This window comes from Rhodanobacter lycopersici (genome assembly GCF_040812335.1).
Lineage (GTDB): Bacteria > Pseudomonadota > Gammaproteobacteria > Xanthomonadales > Rhodanobacteraceae > Rhodanobacter_A > Rhodanobacter_A lycopersici.
The window spans coordinates 217224-236061 of sequence record NZ_JBFOHK010000005.1 but is presented as its reverse complement, the minus strand read 5'-3'; the positions used below and the strand labels follow the sequence as shown (position 1 = coordinate 236061).

The following is an 18838-nucleotide window of genomic DNA, read 5'->3' as shown; positions in this document are numbered from 1 at the left end:
AGGGCCGCTTCCGCCTCAACGCCCGGCCAGCAACGCCTCGATCGCCTCGACTTCCTTCGGCACGGCGGCACTGAGCACCTCGTTGCCGTCGCGGGTCACCGCCACGTCATCCTCGATGCGGATGCCGATGCCGCGCCAGCGTTCGTCCACGCCATGTTCGTCGGGCGGTACGTAGATGCCCGGCTCCACCGTCACCACCATGCCGGTTTCCAGTAAGCGCGAGACGCCGTCGATGCGGTAGTCGCCCGCGTCGTGCACGTCCAGGCCCAGCCAGTGGCCGGTCTTGCCAGGAAAGTAGCGCTTGTAGCTGCCTGCGGCGATCGCATGGTCGACACCGCCACGGCTGCGCAGCGCGTGCAACAGCTCGGCTTCCACCTCGTACTCGTACCGCCCCGGCAGCGCGCTGCGCCATGCGGCAAGGTGGGCCTGAGCGGCGATGCCGGCGGCCGCACGCATCAGCTTCAATTCGCCGGCAATACCCGTGTCCCCCTCGCAGCGGCGCAACGATGGCCAGCTGCAAGCCGAAGTGCGCGACGACGGCCGCGGCTTCGGCCCGGCCAACCGCGTCTCCGGCGCAGGCATGGCCAGCCTGCGCAACCGTGCTGCACGCATGGACGGCGAGCTCGCCATCGAAGCCAGCCCGGACAAGGTGCCGCGCTGCGGCTGGACGCGCCGCTGGTGCAAACCGCCCGATGCGACAGGCCAGCCAGCGACTCCTTCTCCCTCCAGAAGAGGGCGCCCAACGGGCGGGAGCGGGTTCGGTTGGAACGGAACGTTGACGACTTACGCAAGGCATCGGCAATACGCTTCGGCCGGACCCTCACCCCCTCTCTCCCAAAGGAAGGGGAAAACCCCGATTTCGGGGATGCCAACCCGCTCCCCGTTCCGACATAATGTGCGCTCGGTCGCTCTTGTCGTGATCAGCGACCAGCGGGGCTGCCATTCCATCCGACATGCGGCAGGGGGCTCCGTGTTCCAGCGCATCCATTTCATCTCAGGTCTGCCGCGCTCGGGCTCGACTCTGCTGGCTGCATTGCTGCGCCAGAATCCGCGCTTCCACGCCAGCATGAGCGGCCCGCTCGCCGGGCTGTTCGGCGCCCTGCTCGGCGAGATGAGCGCGCGCAACGAGTTCTCGGTGTTCATCGAGGACACCCAGCGCCAGCGCGTCCTGCGCGGCCTGTTCGAGCAGTACTACGCCGACACGCAGGCCGAAGTGGTGTTCGACACCAGCCGCGCCTGGTGCACCCGCCTGCCGGCACTGGCCACGCTGTTCCCCGACAGCCGCGTGATCGCCTGCGTGCGCGAGGTGCCGTGGATCGTGGACAGCCTCGAACGGCTGATCCGCAGGAACGCCTTCCAGCCTTCCTCCATCTTCAACTACACCGCCGGCGGCACGGTGTACACGCGTGCCAACGGCATCGCCGGGGGCGAAGGCATGCTCGGCTACGCCTACGACGCGCTGAAAGAGGCGTACTTCGGCGACCACGCCGATCGCCTGCTGCTGGTGCAGTACGAAACCCTCACCCGCGAACCGGCCAGGGCGCTCGAGGCCGTCTACGACTTCCTGGGCGAGCCGGCCTTCCGACACGACGTCGAGCACGTCGACTTCGACGCGGCCGCCTTCGACGCCAAGGCCGGCACGCCGGGGCTGCACGTGGTGCGGCCACGCGTGCAAGCCGACGAACGCGCCACCATCCTGCCGCCGGACCTGTTCCAGCGCTTCGCGAACGACGCCTTCTGGCGCGACCCCAAGCTCAACCCGCGCGGCGTGCGCATCGTCTGACACAGCTCGACGACATTTCACGCAACTGCACTGCAATGCCACAGGGGCATACATGAACCGTATTTATCGACTGGTCTGGAACCGCGCGCTGCGCGTGCTGCAGGTCGCTTCCGAGTTCGCGCAATCACACGACGGCGGGGCCACTGGAGCGGGTGAATCACCGCTGCGCAGGCGTCCACTGACGCTGGCCTGCGCACTGGCGTTGGGCGTGGCGCTGAGTGCGACGCCACAGCATGCGATGGCGCAAACGGCAGGCACATCGGGTGGCGGTGCCTCGGGGGCCACCGGCGGAACGGGCAGCACGGGCAGCAATGCCGGTGGCAATGGCGCCACCAGCAGCGGCAGTGGTGGCGCCGGTGGCGGCGCCTACGGCAGCGGTGGCCAAGGTGGCGTCCGCGACGGCAATACGGGTGGCGGCTCCAGCACCTCCGGCGGCGGCGGCGGCGGCATCGGCTACGGTTACGGCGCCTGGAACTCGGGCGGCGGCGGCGGCGGCGGTGGTGGACTGGGCACGGCAGGCATTGGCGGCGGCGGCGGCGGCGGCTCCAGCGGCGGCACCAATGGCGGAGGTGGCGGTGGCGGCGGCGGCCTCGGTGCAACGTACAACGGCACGGCCACGACTTCCGCCAGCATTACCGGAGGCGCGGGCGGCATCGGCGCCAATGGCGGCGGCGGCGGCAGCAATGCCGGCGGCGGCGGCGGTGGCGGTGGCGGCGGTGCCGGCGCGCTGCTCGCGGCTTCAGGCAGCCTGACCAATACCACGACGATCGCGGGCGGCGCCGGTGGCGCGGGCGGAACCGCCCCGTACCCCGCCAGCGGCGGTGGCGGCGGCGGCGGCGGTGCGGGCCTGCTGATGGGCGCATCCAGCACGCTGGACAACCTGGGCACCATCAAGGGCGGCAATGGCGGGACCGGCCAGCAGCGCATCGGCGGTGGCGGCGCGGGCATCTACGCCGCCGGCGGCAACACGATCGACAACCACGGCACGATCAGCGGCGGCCTCAACGGCGGCGGCGCGGGGCAATACGCCGCGGCGATCCTGTTCAACGGTACGGGCAGCACGCTGAACCTGTATGCGGGATCGACCATCAACGGCGCATTGCAACTGCTCGGCGGCAGCTCGGCCACCATCGCCGCCCAGGACAGCGGCCTGACCCTTTCCTCGAATATCGTGCTGGGCTCCAGCTCGAATGTAACGCTGGACACCAGCACGGCCAGCTTCAGCGTCTCCGGCAATGTCGGCGGCAGTGGCAGCGTGATCCTGCAGGGCAGCAACCGGATGACCTACACCGGTACCAGCACCGGCCCGAACTGGCTCGCCGTGTCGGGCAGCAGCCTGCAGGTGGGCAACGGCACCACCGCAGGATCCATCACCGGCAATACTGGCAGCACGGGCAGCGGCAGCAACGGCACCGCCGGCCAAGCCGGAACCTACGGCGCAGGCGGCACCAACGGTGGCACGGGCGGCACCGGCACGGCGGGGGGCACAGGAGGTGCGGGTGCCACGGGCAGGGTCGCCGTCACCGGCTACAGCGGAGCGATCCTCACCGTAGCGGCGGGCGGCACCGTCGCGGGCGGCTTGGGTGGCACGGGCGGCGGTGCCAACGGCGGCGCGGGCGGCAGCGGCGGCTCGGGGGGTACAGGTGGTGGTACATACGGCAACGGTGGCGCGGGTGGCAATGGCAGCAACGGTGGCGTGGGCGGCACGGGTGGCGACGGCAGCACGGGCGTCAGCGGCACCGGCTTCGCATTGACGAATGCCGGCAGCATCGCCGGCGGCAATGGCGGTGCAGGCGGCAGCGCCAACGGCGGCGCGGGCGGCAACGGCGGCAGCACATTCCCTATGCCTATCATCATCAGCAACGGCGTGGGCGGCAACGGCGGCAACGGCGGCACGGGCGGCACGGGCGGCACGGGCGGCAACGGTGGCGTCGGGATCGACGGCAGCCGCTTCACGTTGACGAATACGGGCAGCATCACCGGCGGCAATGGCGGCGCGGGTGGCGGCGCCAGCGGCGGCGGCGCCGGCGTGGGTTACATCAACCCCATAACACTGGGCTACAGCGGCAGCAACGGCAGCGCCGGCGCCAATGGCAGCCACGGCGGCGGCGGCAACGGTGGTGCTGGCGTGGTGTCCACCGGCGGCAGCTCGATCACCAACGCAGGCTCCATCAGCGGAGGTCTGTCGGGTGCCGGCGGCACGCGCGCCGATGCAGTGGATCTCTCCGGTGGCGGCAACACCCTGACACTCGAAAGCGGCTACAGCTTCACCGGCAATGTGGTCTCCACCAGCGGCAGCACCAACGGCGGCGACACGCTGGCGCTGGGCGGCAACGGTACGACGGGCACGTTCGATCTGACGCAGATCGTGACCACGCTGCCCACTTACCAGAGCGGCAAGGTGCAGTACTACGGCTTCGCCAACCTCGCCAAGACCGGTACCAGCACATGGATCGTCACCGGCGGCACGACCTCCACCGCCGCATGGACGATCAACGGCGGCACGCTGCAGGTGGGCAATGGCACCACCGATGGCGCGCTGGGCACGGGCAACATCGCCAACAACGCCGCGCTGGCGTTCGACAACACCGCCGACACCACCGTCGCCGGCAACATCTCCGGTACCGGCTCGCTGGCGCAGCGGGGCAGCGGCACGCTCATCCTCACCGGCATCAACACCTACACCGGCGGCACCACGATCAGCAACGGCACGCTGCAAGTGGGCAATGGCACCACCGATGGCGCGCTGGGCACGGGCAACATCGCCAACAACGCTGCGCTGGTGTTCGACAACACCGCCGGCACCACCGTTGCCGGCAACATCTCCGGCACCGGCTCGCTGACGCTGCAAGGCAGTGGCACGCTCACCCTTTCCGGCGTCAACACCTACACCGGCGGCACCACGATCAGCAACGGCACGCTGGTCTTCGACCAGGCCAATGACGGCACCTTCAGCAGTGCGATCAGCGGCAGCGGCAGGTTCGCCAAGGCCGGTGCGGGCACGCTGATCCTCGACGGCAACAGCGGCGCGTTTACCGGCAACACCACGGTGCAAGCCGGCACGCTGGAAGTGGGCGACGCGGCCACGCCATCGGCTGTGCTCGGCGGCAACGTGGCGGTGGGCAGCGGCGGCACCCTGCGCGGCCACGGCACCATTGGCGGCAACGTCGGCAACGACGGCACGGTGTGGGCCGGCGGTTCCATCGGCACGCTGACGATCAATGGCAACTACACGCAGACCGCGCAGGGCGTGCTGGAGGTGGAAGCCACGCCGGATGCCCAAACCAGCCTGCTCGCCATCAGCGGTACGGCCACGCTCGCCGGCAGCGCGCTGGTGCTGGCCGACAGCGGCAACTGGGCGCCGCGCACCGACTACACCATCCTCACCGCCGCCAGTGGCGTGAGCGGACAGTTCGCCTCCGCCAGCGTCAACCTCGCCTTCCTGGCCCCGGTGCTGACCTATGCTCCGAACGCGGTGACGCTGTCGCTGGAGCGCAACGACATCAATTTCAACAGCGTGGTGCAGACGTCCAACCAGCGGGCCGTGGCAACGGCGGCGGACCCGCTGGGTTTCGGCAACCCGGTCTATGACGCGCTGGTGGTGCTGGACGCGGCGACCGCACGCCGCGCCTTCGACCAGCTCTCCGGCGAAATCCACGCCTCCACCCGCACCGCCATCGCCGACAACGACCACTACGTGCGCGACGCGATCAACCAGCATCTCGCGGGCCAGAGCAACGACGCGGACGGCCTGGACGTCACCGACGCCGACGGCGTCACCGCATGGACGGCCGCGTGGGGCCACTGGGGCAACCACGACGGCGACGGCAACGCCTCGACGCTGGACGACAACGGCAGCGGCCTGCTGTTCGGGGCGGACATGCCGGTAGGCGGCACGGCGCGGGTCGGCGCGGTGATGGGCACGGGGCAAGGCACGGCGCGCGTCGATGCGCTGGGTTCGTCCGCGCATGTGATCGACCAGCACCTGGGCATCTACGGCAGCACGCAGACCGGCGCGCTGCTGTGGCAAGGCGCGGCGATCTACGGCTGGCAGAAGGTGGACACCAACCGTCCCGTCGACTTCGGCACGTTCGATGGCACGGCCGTCAGCAGCTACCGCGCCCACACCGCGCAGGCCTATGTCGATGCCAGCCTGCCGTTCGTGCAGGGCAGCACCACGCTGGCGCCGTTCGTGAACCTGGCCGTGGAACGGCTGGGCACGCCGGACGTGCAGGAGAACGGCACGCCGATGGCGCTGGACGTGGCTGCGCAGGACAGCACCCTCGGCTATGGCACGCTGGGCCTGCGCGCCGCGTTCGACCTCGGCACACCGGACCACGGCCTGCATGCCCACGCCAGCCTCGGCTGGCAGCATGCCTGGGGCGACACCCTGCCCGTCGACACGATGCACTTCGAAAGCGGCGGCGACAGCTTCGCCATCGCCGGGCTGCCGGTGCTGCGCAATGCGGGGGTGTTCACCACCGGCCTCAGCTTCACCGTTGCGCCGAGTGTGTCGGTGGACGGCAGCTATCAGGGGCAGTTCGGCCAGCACACCAAGGACCAGTCCGCGCGCATCAGCCTCGACTGGAAGTTCTGAGGCCCGCGGAGCGGCCACGGAGGGCCGCTTCCGCCTCAACGCCCGGCCAGCAACGCCTCGATCGCCTCGACTTCCTTCGGCACGGCGGCACTGAGCACCTCGTTGCCGTCGCGGGTCACCGCCACGTCATCCTCGATGCGGATGCCGATGCCGCGCCAGCGTTCGTCCACGCCATGTTCGTCGGGCGGTACGTAGATGCCCGGCTCCACCGTCACCACCATGCCGGTTTCCAGTAAGCGCGAGACGCCGTCGATGCGGTAGTCGCCCGCGTCGTGCACGTCCAGGCCCAGCCAGTGGCCGGTCTTGCCGGGGAAGTAGCGCTTGTAGCTGCCTGCGGCGATCGCATGGTCGGCACCGCCGCGGATCAGCCCCAGCGCACACAGGCCCTCGGCGATCACCCGCACCGCGGCGTGGTGCGCGGCATCGAACGGCTGACCCGGCCGCACCTCGTCGATCGCGGCGAGCTGGGCGGCCAACACCACCTCGTACAGCGCGCGCTGCTCGCGGGTGTAGCGGCCGTTGATCGGGATGGTGCGGCTGATGTCGGAGGCGTAGCAATCCAGCTCGGCGCCAGCGTCGATCAGCAGCAGGTCGCCGTCGTCGAGCCGGGCGCGGTTGTGCTGGTAGTGCATCACGCAGGCGTTCGCGCCGGCGGCGACGATGGGCGTGAACGCGGGCACCGCGCCACGGCTGCGCAGCGCGTGCAACAGCTCGGCCTCCACCTCGTACTCGTGCCGGCCCGGCAGCGCGCTGCGCCATGCGGCAAGGTGAGCCTGGGCGGCGATGCTGGCGGCCGCGCGCATCAGCTTCAGCTCGGCGCGCGACTTGTACAGGCGCAGGTCGTGCAGGAGGTGCCCCAGCGCCACGAACTCCTTCGGCACCACGCCGCCGCCGCGCAGCTGGCGCAGGCGGCGCATCCAGCCCAGCAACTGCGCGTCGAACGCGGGCTCGCGGCCGAAGTGGCAGTACACGCGTGCCCGGCCCTCGATCATGCCGGGCAGGATGTCGTCGATGTCGTCGATCGGGAACGCATCGTCCATGCCGTAGTCGGCCACCGCGCGCTCGGTGCCGATCGAGCGGCCGTGCCAGCGCGCCTGCTCGGCGTCGCGCTCGCGGCAGAACAGCACCGCCTCGCCGTGCAGGCGGCCGGGCAGCAAGGCCAGCATGGCATCGGGCTCGGGAAAGCCGGCCAGGTAATGGAAGTCCGAATCCTGCCGGTACGGCCAGGTGGCGTCGGCATTGCGGGTGCGCTCGGGCGCGGCAGCGACCAGCAGCACCGCGTCCTCGCCGGCCAACTGCATCAGCTGGCGGCGGCGGCGGCCGAACTCGTCGCCCGTGATCGCCGGCACCGCGCTGCGTTCGACCGGCGCGTTCAATGCAGGCGATCGCTGCCGGGCTGGCCGTGGCCGGCGGATTCGGTGTACAGCAGCAGCGCGCCCACGCGCAGGAACTCCTGTACCTCGATCAGCGCATCCTCGTCCTCGGCGGCATCGCCGAAGTCGAAGGACGAGGCGGCGACGGTGCCGAAATCGCGCAGCACTTCCTGCGCGTCGTCAGACAGCTTCGCATGCGCATCGGTGCCGGCGAGGCCGAAGCCGCCGAGGAAGCCGCGGCACCAGTCCACCACTGCCTCGGCGCGTTCGTCCAGCGGACGGTCGCCGTCCGGCAGCAGCGGCTCGAAACCCAGTTCGGGATCGGCCAGCGCATCGCGGCACTGCCTGAGCAAGGCCTCCAGCACGGCCTGGTCGGCCGGCGTGGGCGCGACCTCCTCCGCTCCCTCCAGTTGCAACGCGGCCAGCAGATCGCCGCCACGCGGCGTGGCGCCGCCGGCGAGGTAGCCGCACAGCGAGCCATGCAGTTCGCTGGCGTCGACGCCGAGGCGCAGGCGCACGATCAGCGCATCCAGCTGGTCATGACTGAGCGGTTCGGTAGCCGGCATGGGGAGTTCCTCTGGGACGGCTCGCCATTCTACGCCAGGCATGTCCCGGCACCGCTTCCTGCTGCCGGAAACGCTCGCTGTTCCCGCTTGCCGTACTGCTATAGTTCCGCGCATGAACTCTTCCGACTCTCTTCCGCCCGACGCCGTCCAGCAAGAACTGGAAGCACTGGGCCGCCAGGTCGACCGCCTGCTCGACGCCATGCGCCGGCTCAGCGAGGAAAACCGCAGCCTGCGGCACAGCCAGGAGCAGTTGTCGGGTGAACGTGCCAACCTGCTCGCGCGCAACGAGCAGGCGCGCAGCCGGGTCGAGGCGATGATCCAGCGACTGAGGTCGCTCGAAGGCAATGGCTGAACCGATGGCTGAACCGATGAGCACACCCGGGAGCAATGAGCCAGTCGCGCTGCGACTGATCGACCGCGAATTCCTGATCGCCTGTGCGCCGGAGGAGCGCGATGGCCTGATCGAGGCGGCCGCCCTGCTCGACCGCAAGATGCGCGAATTGCGTGCCAACACCCGAGCACCCAGCTTCGAGCGGCTGGCCGTGCTCGCCGCGGTGAGCATGACCCACGAGCTGCTGGCGCTGCGCAAGCAGCAGGGCGGCCACGACCAGCAGGCCGCGAACCGTCTCGCCACGCTGCGGCAGCGGCTGGAGATCGCGCTGGAAAACGCCGACACGCAGCACCGCGAAACGGTGGCGGATTTGCTGCCGAAAGCCTAGAATCGACCTCGGCGTTTTCTGCGGTGTGCGCCGGCACACTCTTACATTTGCCTTGTTCCTAAATACGGCCCCGGGTCGGCTTTTCATCGGTCGTTGTGCATGTCCGCCGCGTGCGGAAAGCCTTGAGGCCATGTCGCCCTCCCACCTGATCCATCGTGGATCAAGGTCGTTTGGTGGGCAGCGGCATCGCGGTTGACGCCACCTATCCGCGCCCCGTCCGTCGCACGACTGACGGGGCGTTTTTCGATGGAGAGCCCGCCGTGGACGCCACCGCCCATCGCCACAGCCTGCGCGAACAGATGGCCGAACGCCGCCGCGCCTTGCCGCCACCGGCGCGCATGGCCGCCGCGCAAGGGCTGCGCCGCACGCTGGAGCAGCTGCCCGAATACCTCACCGACCTGCGCGTGGCCGGCTACTGGGCCACCGGCGGCGAGTTGCCGCTGAACCTGGTCATCCCGCCACTGGCCACGCGCGGCCAGCGCTTCCTGCTGCCGATCCTGGCCAAGGGAAAACAGCTGCATTTCGCGCCATGGCGCGAGGGCGACGCGATCCAGCCCAACCGCTACGGCATCCCCGAACCGGTGGCGCCGCGCGAGTGGTTCGCGCCGTTCCAGCTCGACCTGGTGCTGATGCCGCTGCTGGCCTTCGACCGCCGCGGCCACCGGCTGGGCCATGGCGGCGGCTGGTACGACCGCAGCTTCGCCTTCCTCAAGGAGCAGTCCCGCCCCACCGAACCGCTGCTGGTGGGCATCGCCTATGCCTTCCAGGAAGTCGAGCAACTCGAGGTGGAACCCTGGGACGTGCCGCTGGACTACATCGCCACCGACCGCGAACTGATAGCCTGCAACAGCAACGGACAAGACGGAGCCGCCCACGCATGAGCCCCCGCGAGCGCCACTACTGGCTGATGAAGTCGGAACCCGACGCCTTCTCCATCGACGACCTCAAGCGCAAGAAGCAGGAAGCCTGGGACGGCGTGCGCAACTACCAGGCGCGCAACTACATGCGCGACGGCATGCGCGTGGGCGACAAGGTGTTCTTCTACCACTCCAACTGCGCCGAACCCGGCATCGTCGGCATCGCCACCGTAGCCACCGGTGCCTACCCCGACCCCAGCCAGTTCGACCCCAAGAGCAAGTACTTCGACCCCGGCAGCTCGCGCGACAACCCGCGCTGGATGCTGGTGGACGTGAAGTTCGTGAAGAAGCTCAAGCGCACCATCACGCTGAAGGAACTGCAGACCGATGCGGCGCTGGACGGCATGGTGCTGGTGCGCAAGGGCAGCCGGCTGTCGGTACAGCCGGTGGAGGCGGAGCACTGGGAGCACATCCTCGCGCTGGAGTGATGGCGTCACGCGCGCGCAACTCGTCGCTTGCTGCAACTTTGCGCGTCCTGCATCTGAATCAGAACGGTTTCGAGCCGCTGCCGGTGCCCGAAACCGCTTCGTCGCTGGCGAACGCGCAGAAGCAGAAGCCCCTCTCCCCAACCCCTCTCCCGCAAGCGGGAGAGGGGAGTCCGGGAGCTTAGCCCTTGGACGGCGCCACCGGCGCCTGCTGGAACACCCGCTGCAGCACGAAGTCACCCGTGACTTCCTCCCCTGACAGCAGCATCGCCATCAGTTCGCCACCCAGCACCTGCGGCGCGATCACCACGTCGGGCTGCACCAGCCTGACCCGCCCGAGGTGGCTGGCGTCGTTCACCGCGGCGACGGTGCGTGCGCTGCCGGCGAGTTCCTTCACCGCGAGCACCACGAAGGCGTTCTCGGAGTCGTCCGCCATCATCGCCAGCACGGCCTCGGCCATGTGGGCGCCGGCCTGGCGCAGCACGTCGAGGTTGCTGGGGTCGCCCACCACCACGTCCACGCCGGCCAGTTCGCCTTCCGCCGGCGTCTCGCGCAGCAGGCGGGTGACCGGGCGGCCGCGCCGCGCCAGTTCGCGCCAGGTGTTGATGGCCAGCGAGGAATTGCCGATCACGACGAAGTGGTTTTCCCGTTTCATGCCCGAACCCTTGCGGTTGACGATGCGTTGCAGGCTGCGGCTGACCATCGGCGCGATCACCGCGGTCAGCGAGGTGGCGAACACCGCCACGCCGAGCACGATCACCGACACCGCGAACAGCTTGGCCTCGGGCGTCGCCGGCACGATGTCGCCGTAGCCCACCGTGCTCATGGTGACCATCGCGTAGTACAGCGCGGTGGTGAGGTCGGTGATCGCCGGCCGGAAGTCGGCGCCCAGGTAGTAGCTGCCGAAGGTGGCGTAGATCAGCAGCATCGCCACCGAGGTCAACGCGAACAGCGTGCTGGCCGCCACGCTGGAACGGCCGAAATGCCGCCACGCCGCCAGCAGCGCCGCCAGCAGCAGCACGAAGTAGGCGAACAGCACGTGGGCATGGTGCGTGCCCAGCAGCAGGTTCACCAGGGCGGTGGCGGCGAGCAGCAGCGCCATCGTCCAGGCCAGCCGCGAGCGCAGCAGCAGGCCGATCGCCATGGTCAGCAGGCCCAGCCCGATCAGCAGCGGCGGCAACACGCTGGGCTTGAAGTCGAACTGGCCACCGGCGAGGCGCCCGAGGTAGTGCCGCCAGTCTGCACCCAGGTCCAGCCGCAGCAGTGCCAGCGCGCCCAGCCCCAGCAGCAGCGCCAGCGGGATGTGCGGGAACCAGTACGGCGTGTGCAGCAGCCTCTGCACGCGCTGCAGGCTGGCGCGCCAGCGTTGTCGTGTCGTTCTCAACCACACGATGCGTCGTTCCCGGCTCCGGACAGGCATTCACCGTAACACGCGGCATGCGCTGCCGATTCGCCACGTGCGACGGATGCGCAAATCGGAGATCATGGCGCCCTTTCCAGACCAGGTACGGCCATGAGCAACGCGAACGAGAAGAAGCTGGCCGGCGAAGCCGCGCTGCGCTATGTCGAGGACGGCGCCATCGTGGGCGTGGGCACCGGCAGCACGGTGGCGTATTTCATCGACGCGCTGGCCGGCATGAAGGACCGCATCAAGGGCGCGGTATCCAGCTCCGAGCAGTCCACCGCGCAGCTGAAGAAGCACGGCATCGAGGTGCTCGACCTCAACGCCGCCGGTCCGCTCACGATCTACATCGATGGCGCCGACGAGTGCGATCCGTTCCGGCGCCTGATCAAGGGCGGCGGCGCCGCGCTCACCCGCGAGAAGATCGTGGCGGCGGCGGCGCGGCAGTTCGTCTGCATCATCGACTCCAGCAAGCGCGTGGACGTGCTGGGCAGGTTCCCGCTGCCGATCGAGGTGATCCCGATGGCGCGCAGCCTGGTCAGCCGCGAGATCGTGAAGCTGGGCGGCCAGCCGGTGTGGCGCGACGGCGTGACCACCGACAACGGCAACTGGATCATCGACGTGCACGGCTGGCGGATCGCCGATCCGGTGGCGTTGGAGCAGCAGCTCAACCAGCTCGCCGGCGTGGTCACCGTGGGCCTGTTCGCGCAACGCCCGGCCGACGTGGTGCTGGTGGGCGACCAGGAAATCTGAGCCAGATCGAACACGCTGTCCGATGCATCGCCCGATGAAAAACGGCCCGCATGGGGCCGTTTTTCGCCATGCCGCGCGGATCACTCCGCGACGTGGCCGGAGCCCTTGCGCGTGTTGGCCGGCGCATCTTCCGGACGCGGCTTGAGGCCGTCGCGGAAGCGCAGGTAGCGCGCGGAATGGCGCGCCTCGCGCAGGCGCCGACCGTGCGCGGCGAGGATGTCGCCGCGGGTGAGGATGCCGACCAGCTTGTGCGGGTCGTCCTTGCTCACCACGACCAGCCTGCCCACGCTTTCGGCCACCATGTGGTCGGCCGCCTCGCGCAGCGAATGGCCCTCGTTCACCGCGATCGGCGGCCGCGTCACCAGCTCGCCCAGGGTCAACGTGTAGTGCCACTGTTGGTCGAGCAGAGTGCGTCGGGTCAGCACGCCCTGCACATGGCCGCGCTCGTCCACCACCGGGAAACCCTGATGCTGCGATTCCGGCGTACCGTCGGTGAGCCAGCGGCGCACCTCGGCCAGCACCTGAGTGGTTTTCAGCGTCACCACCTCACGGGCGCAGGCATCGCCCACGATCACCTGGTCGAGATAGTCGGCCGCGTACTCGGCCGGCACGCGCACGCCGCGGCGGGCGATCTTCTCGGTCATGATGGTGTTGCGCATCATCAGCGCCGAGATCAGGTAGGCCGCGGTGCAGCCGCCCAGCAGCGGCAGCAGGCCGGCGGGCTGGGCGGTGGTCTCGAACGCGAACACCACCGCGGTGAGCAGCGCGCGCGAGGCGCCGGCGAAGATCGCCGCCATGCCCACCAGCGCGGCGATGCGCGGGTCCACGCCGAAGTGCGGCGCCAGCGCGGCCATGCCGATGCCGGCCACCGCGCCCAGCGCGCCGCCGATGGTGAACAGCGGCGCCAGCGTGCCGCCGGACGTGCCGCTGCCCAGCGAGATCGACCAGGACAGGAACTTCATCACGCACAGGAAGGACAGCGCCGCCAGCGTCAGCCGGCCATTGAGAATGTCCTCGATGTTGCTGTAACCCACGCCCAGCGTCAGCGGTGCGAAATAGCCGACCACACCCACCACCACGCCGCCGATCGCCGGCCACCACATCCAGTGGATCGGCAGTTCCTCGAACCAGTCCTCGATGGCGTAGACGATGCGCGTGGTCCACACGCTGATCAGGCCGACCACCGCGCCGATCGCCACGTAGGTGGCCAGCGCCCAGCCACCGGGCGAGGCCAGCACCGGCATCTGGAACACCGGCGTGGTGCCCATCAGCACGTAGCGCATGCCGGTGGCGGCCACGCAGGCCAGCGCCACCGGGATCAGCGAGCGCGGGCGCAGTTCGAACAGCAGCAGTTCCACCGCCAGCACCACCGAGGCGATCGGTGCGGAGAAGATCGCCGACATGCCCGCCGCTGCGCCGGCCGCCAGCAGCACCTTGCGCTCGCTGCCGGTGACCTTGAGGATCTGGCCGATGAAGGAGCCCAGCGCGCCACCGGTGGCGATGATCGGGCCTTCCGCACCGAACGGGCCGCCGGTGCCAATCGCGATCGCCGAGGAAATCGGTTTCAGGAAGGTGATGCGCGGTGGGATCTTCGATTCGTTGAGCAGCACCTGCTCCATCGCCTCGGGAATGCCGTGGCCGCGGATCGCGCGCGAACCCCAGCGCGCCATGAAGCCCACGATCACGCCGCCCAGCGCGGGGATCAGCACCACCCACCAGCCCAGGTGCGGTACCGCGTCGGCGGGCGAGGAGAACGCGGCGGAGACGCGGCCGTAGAACACCAGGTTGGTGATCAGGCCGATCAGCATGGTGAGGATCTTCGCGATCAATGCCGCGCCGATGCCCAGCACCACCGATACCGCGGTGATGCGCAGCACGCGACGGTCGACCAGGGTGGAGCGGCGCGGCATCTTCGCTGCATCCAGCGTCGCGCCCAGGGCGGGAGACAGTGGCAGCGCGTCGGTGCTGCCCACGGTGCGCACGTCGACGTGGCCGGGCGGGTTGTCAGCCGGAGAGGTCATGGAAGGGTCCGTCACGACTCAAAGGCGGAAATTCTACGCCGCGGCCCGTGCGAACCGAAGCAGCAGGATTTTGCGAGATACCGGCCAGTCAGCCACTTGCGGACGTCCAGGCGGCTGAACCTGATTGCACTGCGGGAAGGAAGGCGGGCGCTTGCCCGCCTTCCGCAGCGCACCTGCTTCAGTGATGCAGCATCCCCAGCATCATGCCGCCGAACACCAGCGCCAGCACGAACGCCAGCACGAAGAAGATCACCATGTACACCAGCTGCACCAGGCAGGCCTTGCCGTAGCCGACCTGGCTGCCGTCCTGCCCCGGCAACAGCAGGTTGATGACCAGCGCACCCACCAGGAACTGCGCCACGAACGACAGCAGATGGCCCGCGCCGCCATGCAGGACCAGCGACACGACCAGCGAAGCCAGCCATGACGCCAGCACCGTGCCCAAGGCACGGGCGAAGGACGGCATGTGCCCGACCACCAGCCGGTACGCAAGGCTCAATACCAGCGCCGAAACCACCACGCCGATCACGATCAGCAACAGACCCATCACCAGCCCCGCACCCGCCAACGCGCCGAATATCGACATCCCCGCCATGGCTACCTCCCCGTTTGTCCGATGAACCGCCGCGTCCCCTCTGGCGCGGCGCCGGTGCAAGCGTAACCGATGGCCCGGCTGGCGCCACAAGCTTTTGCTGTCCCGGAACCTTCATACAAGAGTGCTGCAATTCCGCACATGCCCCGGTGACGCGGACAACGTGTCGCGGGGCCTGCTGCAAGGGGGAGTCCACACCAGGGGTGCCGTATCCGCCCCGTGTCATTGCATCCACTCCGGGAGTTTCCGCATGTCCAGTCTCCGCTTGCTCCGCAAAGCACTGTTGCCTGCGTCGATCGCCATCATGGGATTCGCGCTCGCCGCCCATGCGCAGGTCGATCCCGCTCCACACCGGAATGCGGGCGATTTCCCGCATTCCCCCTGGCCCGGCCTGCACCGTTCGCCACAGGACGAAATCCCCACCGCCACGCCGATCAAGCACCTGGTGGTGATCTTCGACGAGAACCGCTCGTTCGACCATTACTTCGGCACCTATCCGGTGGCCGCGAATCCGGCCGGCGAACCCGCGTTCAAGGCGCGGCCCTTCACGCCGCAGGTGCAAGGGCTCACGCCCGCGCTGCTCAACGACAATCCCAACAAGTCCAACCTGGCCAATGGCGTCAACGCGGTGAACCCGTTCCGCCTCGACCGTACCCAGGCCAACACCGAAGGCCAGAACCACAGCTACACGCCCGAGCAGCTCGCCTACGACAACGGCGCCGCTGACCGCTTCCCCGCCTACACCGGCAACAACACGGTGAGCACCACCGGCGCGTTCGGCACGCACGGCCTGGTGATGGGCTATTACGACGGCAACACCGTCACCGCGATGTGGAACTACGCGCAGAACTTCGCGATGGACGACAACGCCTATACCGACACCTACGGCCCCTCGACGCCGGGCGCGATCGCCGTGGTGTCGGGCACCAACAACGGCGCCAGGGTGGTGCTGGGTTCGGCCTCCACCATCCCCGACACGCAGGGCGGCCTGACCCTGATCGGCGACACCGACCCGGCCTACGACGCCTGCTCGTCCACCAGCAGCACGGTGATGATGACGTCGAAGAACATCGGCGACCTGCTCAACGCCGGACATATCAGCTGGGGCGGCTTCACGGGCGGCTTCGACCTGGCCGCCACCAACGAGAACGGCAGCACCGGCTGCGCGCGCAGCACCTATTCCGGCGTGCTGGATGCCTCCATCGCCGACTACGTGCCGCACCACAACTGGTTCCAGTACTACGCCAGCACGTCCAACCCGGCGCACACGCGTCCGACCTCGCTGGCCGAGATCGGCCGCACCGACGACAAGGACGCCACCGCCACGCCGGTGCACCACGAGTACGACGCCAACGACTTCTTCAAGGCGGTGGCGGCCGGCAACTTCCCGTCGGTGAGCTATATCAAGCCGCCCGCCGTGAATGATGCGCATCCGGGCAACTCCGATCCGCTGGACGAGCAGACCTTCGTGGTGAAGGTGCTCAACTTCCTGCAGCGGCAACCCGACTGGGACAGCACCGCCGTCATCATCACCTACGACGACTCCGACGGCTGGTACGACCACCGCTACGCCGCGCCCACCACCTCGTCCTTCGACGCCACCAGCCAGCAAGGCTCCGTGGTCGGCGCCGACCAGCTCAACGCACCGGGTGTGTGCAATGCCAAGGGCGCCAAGCCGGGCGTAGGCGTGAACGGCGGCACCGTCAACGGCCGCTGCGGCCCCGGCACGCGCATCCCGTTCCTGGTGATCTCGCCGTGGGCGCGCAGCAACTACGTGGACGACACGCAGATCACCCAGGCCTCGGTGGTGCGTTTCATCGAGGACAACTGGCTGCATGGCCAGCGCATCGGCCAGGGCTCGAACGACACCAGCACCGGCAGCATCATGGGCATGTTCGATTTCCGCCGCCGCGCCTTCGACCTGACCCCGCGCCTGTTCCTCGACCCCGACACCGGCTTGCCGGTGGGCAAGCGCTGGTCCTGGCATTCCTGACCTGACTCCCCTCTCCCACTTGTGGGAGAGGGGTTGGAGGAGAGGGTTCGGCTTTTCACGATGTCGCAAGCAGCGCCCTCTCCCTCTTCCTCGCTCCTCAAGACAGGGCCATCCATGGCCCTTCCCCGCGTCCGCAAGCGGGAGAGGGATTCCTACGGCAACGCTTGCACAAACCTGTAGATGCCAACCGACCAGATCGTCTCCCACGCAAACCGAAAGCTGCCTCGCCTGTCCAAATTCCTGCTCGGCACGGCTTGCACCCTCAGCTGCCTCGCCAGCTACGCGCTCCTCGCCCGGGCCACCGGCAACGACGACGGCAACAACCCGCATCCCGTCCACCTGCGCCTGCCCAAGGCACAACCGCTGAGCGCCGTCGCGCAACTCGGCAAGGCACTGTTCTTCGACCCCATGCTGTCGGGTTCGGGCAGGCAATCCTGCGCGTCCTGCCACAGCCCCGCACACAGCTACAACCCGCCCAACACGCTCACCGTGCAGCCGGGCGGCGTGGATCTGCGCAAGGCCGGCTACCGGCCGCCGCCTTCGCTGGCCTACCTGTACCGGCAACGCCCCTTCAGCATCGGTCCGGACACCTCCGGCGACGACGTGGCGCCCAACCTCAATGCGCTGGCCGTTTCCGCACGCAGCGATCCGCACGCCACCAAGCAGGCCGATGCCGCGCCTGCCGTACCCGCGATGGTGCCGCAGGGTGGCCTGTTCTGGGACGGCCGCGCCGATTCGCTGCAACGGCAGGCCTACCTGCCCCTGCTCAACCCGGTGGAAATGGCCAACCGCAGCATGGGCGACGTGGCCGCAAGACTGGTGCACAGCCGCTACCGCCCGACCTTCGTCCAGTTGTTCGGCACGGGCATCGTCAACGATCCGCGGCAACTCGTCGACGAGGCGATGTTCGCCATCGGCCGCTTCGAGATCGAAGACCCGTCCTTCCACCCCTTCACCAGCAAGTACGATGCCTGGCTGCAGGGACAGGCCCGCCTGACGCCCGCCGAAATGCGCGGCCTGCGCCTGTTCGACGACCCCGCGAAAGGCAACTGCGCCGCCTGCCACCTCAGCCAGCCCACGCGCGACGGCCTGCCGCCGCTGTTCACCGACACCCAGTACGAAGCGCTGGGCGTGCCACGCAACCATGCGCTGGCGGTCAACCGCAACCCAGGCTTCCACGACCTCGGCCTCTGCGGGCCGATCCGCAAGGACCTCGCCGCGCAGACGCAATATTGCGGCATGTTCCTCACGCCCACCCTGCGCAACGTGGACAGGCGCGCCGTGTTCTTCCACAACGGCGTCTACCGGTCGCTGGCGCAGGTGCTCGACTTCTACAACCTGCGCAGCGTCGCGCCGGAGAAAATCTACCCGCGCGATGCACATGGCAAGCTGCAGGTCTATGACGACCTGCCCACGGCCTACCAGGCCAACGTGGACACCGCCGACGCCCCCTTCAACCGCCACGTGGGCGACCCTGCCCCGCTCACCGCGCAGGATATCCGCGACCTCATCGCCTTCCTGCACACGCTGGACGATGGCTATAGGGCCCAGACACCTGGCGCCCCAGGCAGGTAAGCTGCAGCAGCATCCCCGAGATTTCGCGCCGGCGCGCCGGTGCAGCCGACTCGTGCCTGCCGATCCGGCGCACTGTCCCGACCAGGACAGGCCAAGGTTAACGCGGCTTCACGACTTGCTGT

At 69.0% G+C, this 18838-nt stretch carries 14 protein-coding genes, 1 other RNA gene and 1 pseudogene; 10 read left to right on the top strand and 6 right to left on the bottom strand.

What is annotated here, in order from left to right:
* Positions 1 to 15 precede the first annotated feature (15 nt).
* Positions 16 to 342 (bottom strand): annotated as a pseudogene (locus tag ABQJ54_RS17085) (M24 family metallopeptidase); the annotation flags it as partial.
* 628 nt (positions 343 to 970) lie between these two features.
* On the opposite strand from ABQJ54_RS17085, the gene ABQJ54_RS17080 reads away from it, so the two are divergent.
* Together ABQJ54_RS17080 and ABQJ54_RS17075 are read left to right on the top strand one after the other, a co-directional pair.
* On the top strand, positions 971 to 1783 hold the full coding sequence (locus ABQJ54_RS17080; RefSeq protein WP_367855528.1) for a sulfotransferase family protein: 813 nt from the start codon (positions 971 to 973) through the stop codon (positions 1781 to 1783).
* 52 nt (positions 1784 to 1835) lie between these two features.
* Positions 1836 to 6380, top strand: a complete 4545-nt coding sequence (locus ABQJ54_RS17075; protein ID WP_367855527.1) for an autotransporter domain-containing protein — start codon at positions 1836 to 1838, stop codon at positions 6378 to 6380.
* A gap of 35 nt (positions 6381 to 6415) precedes the next feature.
* Here ABQJ54_RS17075 and ABQJ54_RS17070 read toward each other — a convergent pair whose 3' ends face one another.
* The gene (locus ABQJ54_RS17070; RefSeq protein WP_367855526.1) at positions 6416 to 7756 is read right to left on the bottom strand and encodes an aminopeptidase P N-terminal domain-containing protein; all 1341 of its coding nucleotides are present in this window, start codon (positions 7754 to 7756) and stop codon (positions 6416 to 6418) included.
* Positions 7753 to 8319, bottom strand: a complete 567-nt coding sequence (locus ABQJ54_RS17065; RefSeq protein ID WP_367855525.1) for a UPF0149 family protein — start codon at positions 8317 to 8319, stop codon at positions 7753 to 7755. The genes ABQJ54_RS17070 and ABQJ54_RS17065 overlap by 4 nt, the downstream gene beginning before the upstream one ends.
* Positions 8320 to 8431: 112 nt before the next feature.
* On the opposite strand from ABQJ54_RS17065, the gene ABQJ54_RS17060 reads away from it, so the two are divergent.
* The 5 genes from ABQJ54_RS17060 to ABQJ54_RS17040 all read left to right on the top strand — a co-directional run bounded on the left by ABQJ54_RS17060 (position 8432) and on the right by ABQJ54_RS17040 (position 10383).
* The gene (locus ABQJ54_RS17060) at positions 8432 to 8671 is read left to right on the top strand and encodes a TIGR02449 family protein (RefSeq protein ID WP_367855524.1); all 240 of its coding nucleotides are present in this window, start codon (positions 8432 to 8434) and stop codon (positions 8669 to 8671) included.
* A gap of 16 nt (positions 8672 to 8687) precedes the next feature.
* Positions 8688 to 9038 (top strand): cell division protein ZapA, encoded by a 351-nt coding sequence (locus ABQJ54_RS17055; RefSeq protein WP_367855523.1) that lies wholly within the window; start codon positions 8688 to 8690, stop codon positions 9036 to 9038.
* A gap of 12 nt (positions 9039 to 9050) precedes the next feature.
* Positions 9051 to 9237: non-coding RNA, 6S RNA (gene ssrS, locus ABQJ54_RS17050), on the top strand.
* 61 nt (positions 9238 to 9298) lie between these two features.
* The gene (locus ABQJ54_RS17045; RefSeq protein ID WP_367855522.1) at positions 9299 to 9919 is read left to right on the top strand and encodes a 5-formyltetrahydrofolate cyclo-ligase; all 621 of its coding nucleotides are present in this window, start codon (positions 9299 to 9301) and stop codon (positions 9917 to 9919) included.
* A complete protein-coding gene (locus ABQJ54_RS17040; RefSeq protein WP_367855521.1) occupies positions 9916 to 10383 on the top strand; it encodes an EVE domain-containing protein in 468 nt (155 codons plus the stop codon). The genes ABQJ54_RS17045 and ABQJ54_RS17040 overlap by 4 nt, the downstream gene beginning before the upstream one ends.
* Positions 10384 to 10561: 178 nt before the next feature.
* Here the strand turns inward: ABQJ54_RS17040 and kch are convergent, their stop codons facing one another.
* Complete coding sequence (gene kch, locus ABQJ54_RS17035) at positions 10562 to 11764, bottom strand: voltage-gated potassium channel protein (protein WP_367855520.1); 1203 nt, start codon at positions 11762 to 11764, stop codon at positions 10562 to 10564.
* Positions 11765 to 11893: 129 nt separating this feature from the next.
* On the opposite strand from kch, the gene rpiA reads away from it, so the two are divergent.
* Positions 11894 to 12535, top strand: a complete 642-nt coding sequence (rpiA, locus tag ABQJ54_RS17030; RefSeq protein WP_367855519.1) for a ribose-5-phosphate isomerase RpiA — start codon at positions 11894 to 11896, stop codon at positions 12533 to 12535.
* 80 nt (positions 12536 to 12615) lie between these two features.
* Here the strand turns inward: rpiA and ABQJ54_RS17025 are convergent, their stop codons facing one another.
* Both ABQJ54_RS17025 and ABQJ54_RS17020 read right to left on the bottom strand, forming a co-directional pair.
* Positions 12616 to 14556 (bottom strand): chloride channel protein, encoded by a 1941-nt coding sequence (locus tag ABQJ54_RS17025; RefSeq protein WP_367855518.1) that lies wholly within the window; start codon positions 14554 to 14556, stop codon positions 12616 to 12618.
* 178 nt (positions 14557 to 14734) lie between these two features.
* On the bottom strand, positions 14735 to 15151 hold the full coding sequence (locus ABQJ54_RS17020) for a hypothetical protein (RefSeq protein ID WP_367855517.1): 417 nt from the start codon (positions 15149 to 15151) through the stop codon (positions 14735 to 14737).
* A 247-nt stretch (positions 15152 to 15398) separates the two neighbouring features.
* Here ABQJ54_RS17020 and ABQJ54_RS17015 point away from each other — a divergent pair, with 247 nt between their 5' ends.
* Positions 15399 to 17141, top strand: coding sequence for a phospholipase C (locus ABQJ54_RS17015; RefSeq protein WP_367855516.1), 1743 nt, complete (start codon positions 15399 to 15401; stop codon positions 17139 to 17141).
* 180 nt (positions 17142 to 17321) lie between these two features.
* Positions 17322 to 18716, top strand: a complete 1395-nt coding sequence (locus tag ABQJ54_RS17010; protein WP_367855515.1) for a cytochrome-c peroxidase — start codon at positions 17322 to 17324, stop codon at positions 18714 to 18716.
* The last annotated feature ends 122 nt before the right edge of the window (positions 18717 to 18838 follow it).

Excerpts from the sequence above, each read along its gene's own strand:
- ABQJ54_RS17075 (WP_367855527.1), top strand. The coding sequence starts at position 1,836 with ATGAACCGTATTTATCGACTGGTCTGGAACCGCGCGCTGCGCGTGCTG.
- ABQJ54_RS17065 (WP_367855525.1), bottom strand. The coding sequence starts at position 8,319 with ATGCCGGCTACCGAACCGCTCAGTCATGACCAGCTGGATGCGCTGATC.
- ABQJ54_RS17060 (WP_367855524.1), top strand. The coding sequence starts at position 8,432 with ATGAACTCTTCCGACTCTCTTCCGCCCGACGCCGTCCAGCAAGAACTG.
- ABQJ54_RS17055 (WP_367855523.1), top strand. The coding sequence starts at position 8,688 with ATGAGCACACCCGGGAGCAATGAGCCAGTCGCGCTGCGACTGATCGAC.
- ABQJ54_RS17040 (WP_367855521.1), top strand. The coding sequence starts at position 9,916 with ATGAGCCCCCGCGAGCGCCACTACTGGCTGATGAAGTCGGAACCCGAC.
- rpiA (WP_367855519.1), top strand. The coding sequence starts at position 11,894 with ATGAGCAACGCGAACGAGAAGAAGCTGGCCGGCGAAGCCGCGCTGCGC.
- ABQJ54_RS17025 (WP_367855518.1), bottom strand. The coding sequence starts at position 14,556 with ATGACCTCTCCGGCTGACAACCCGCCCGGCCACGTCGACGTGCGCACC.
- ABQJ54_RS17020 (WP_367855517.1), bottom strand. The coding sequence starts at position 15,151 with ATGGCGGGGATGTCGATATTCGGCGCGTTGGCGGGTGCGGGGCTGGTG.
- ABQJ54_RS17015 (WP_367855516.1), top strand. The coding sequence starts at position 15,399 with ATGTCCAGTCTCCGCTTGCTCCGCAAAGCACTGTTGCCTGCGTCGATC.
- ABQJ54_RS17010 (WP_367855515.1), top strand. The coding sequence starts at position 17,322 with ATGCCAACCGACCAGATCGTCTCCCACGCAAACCGAAAGCTGCCTCGC.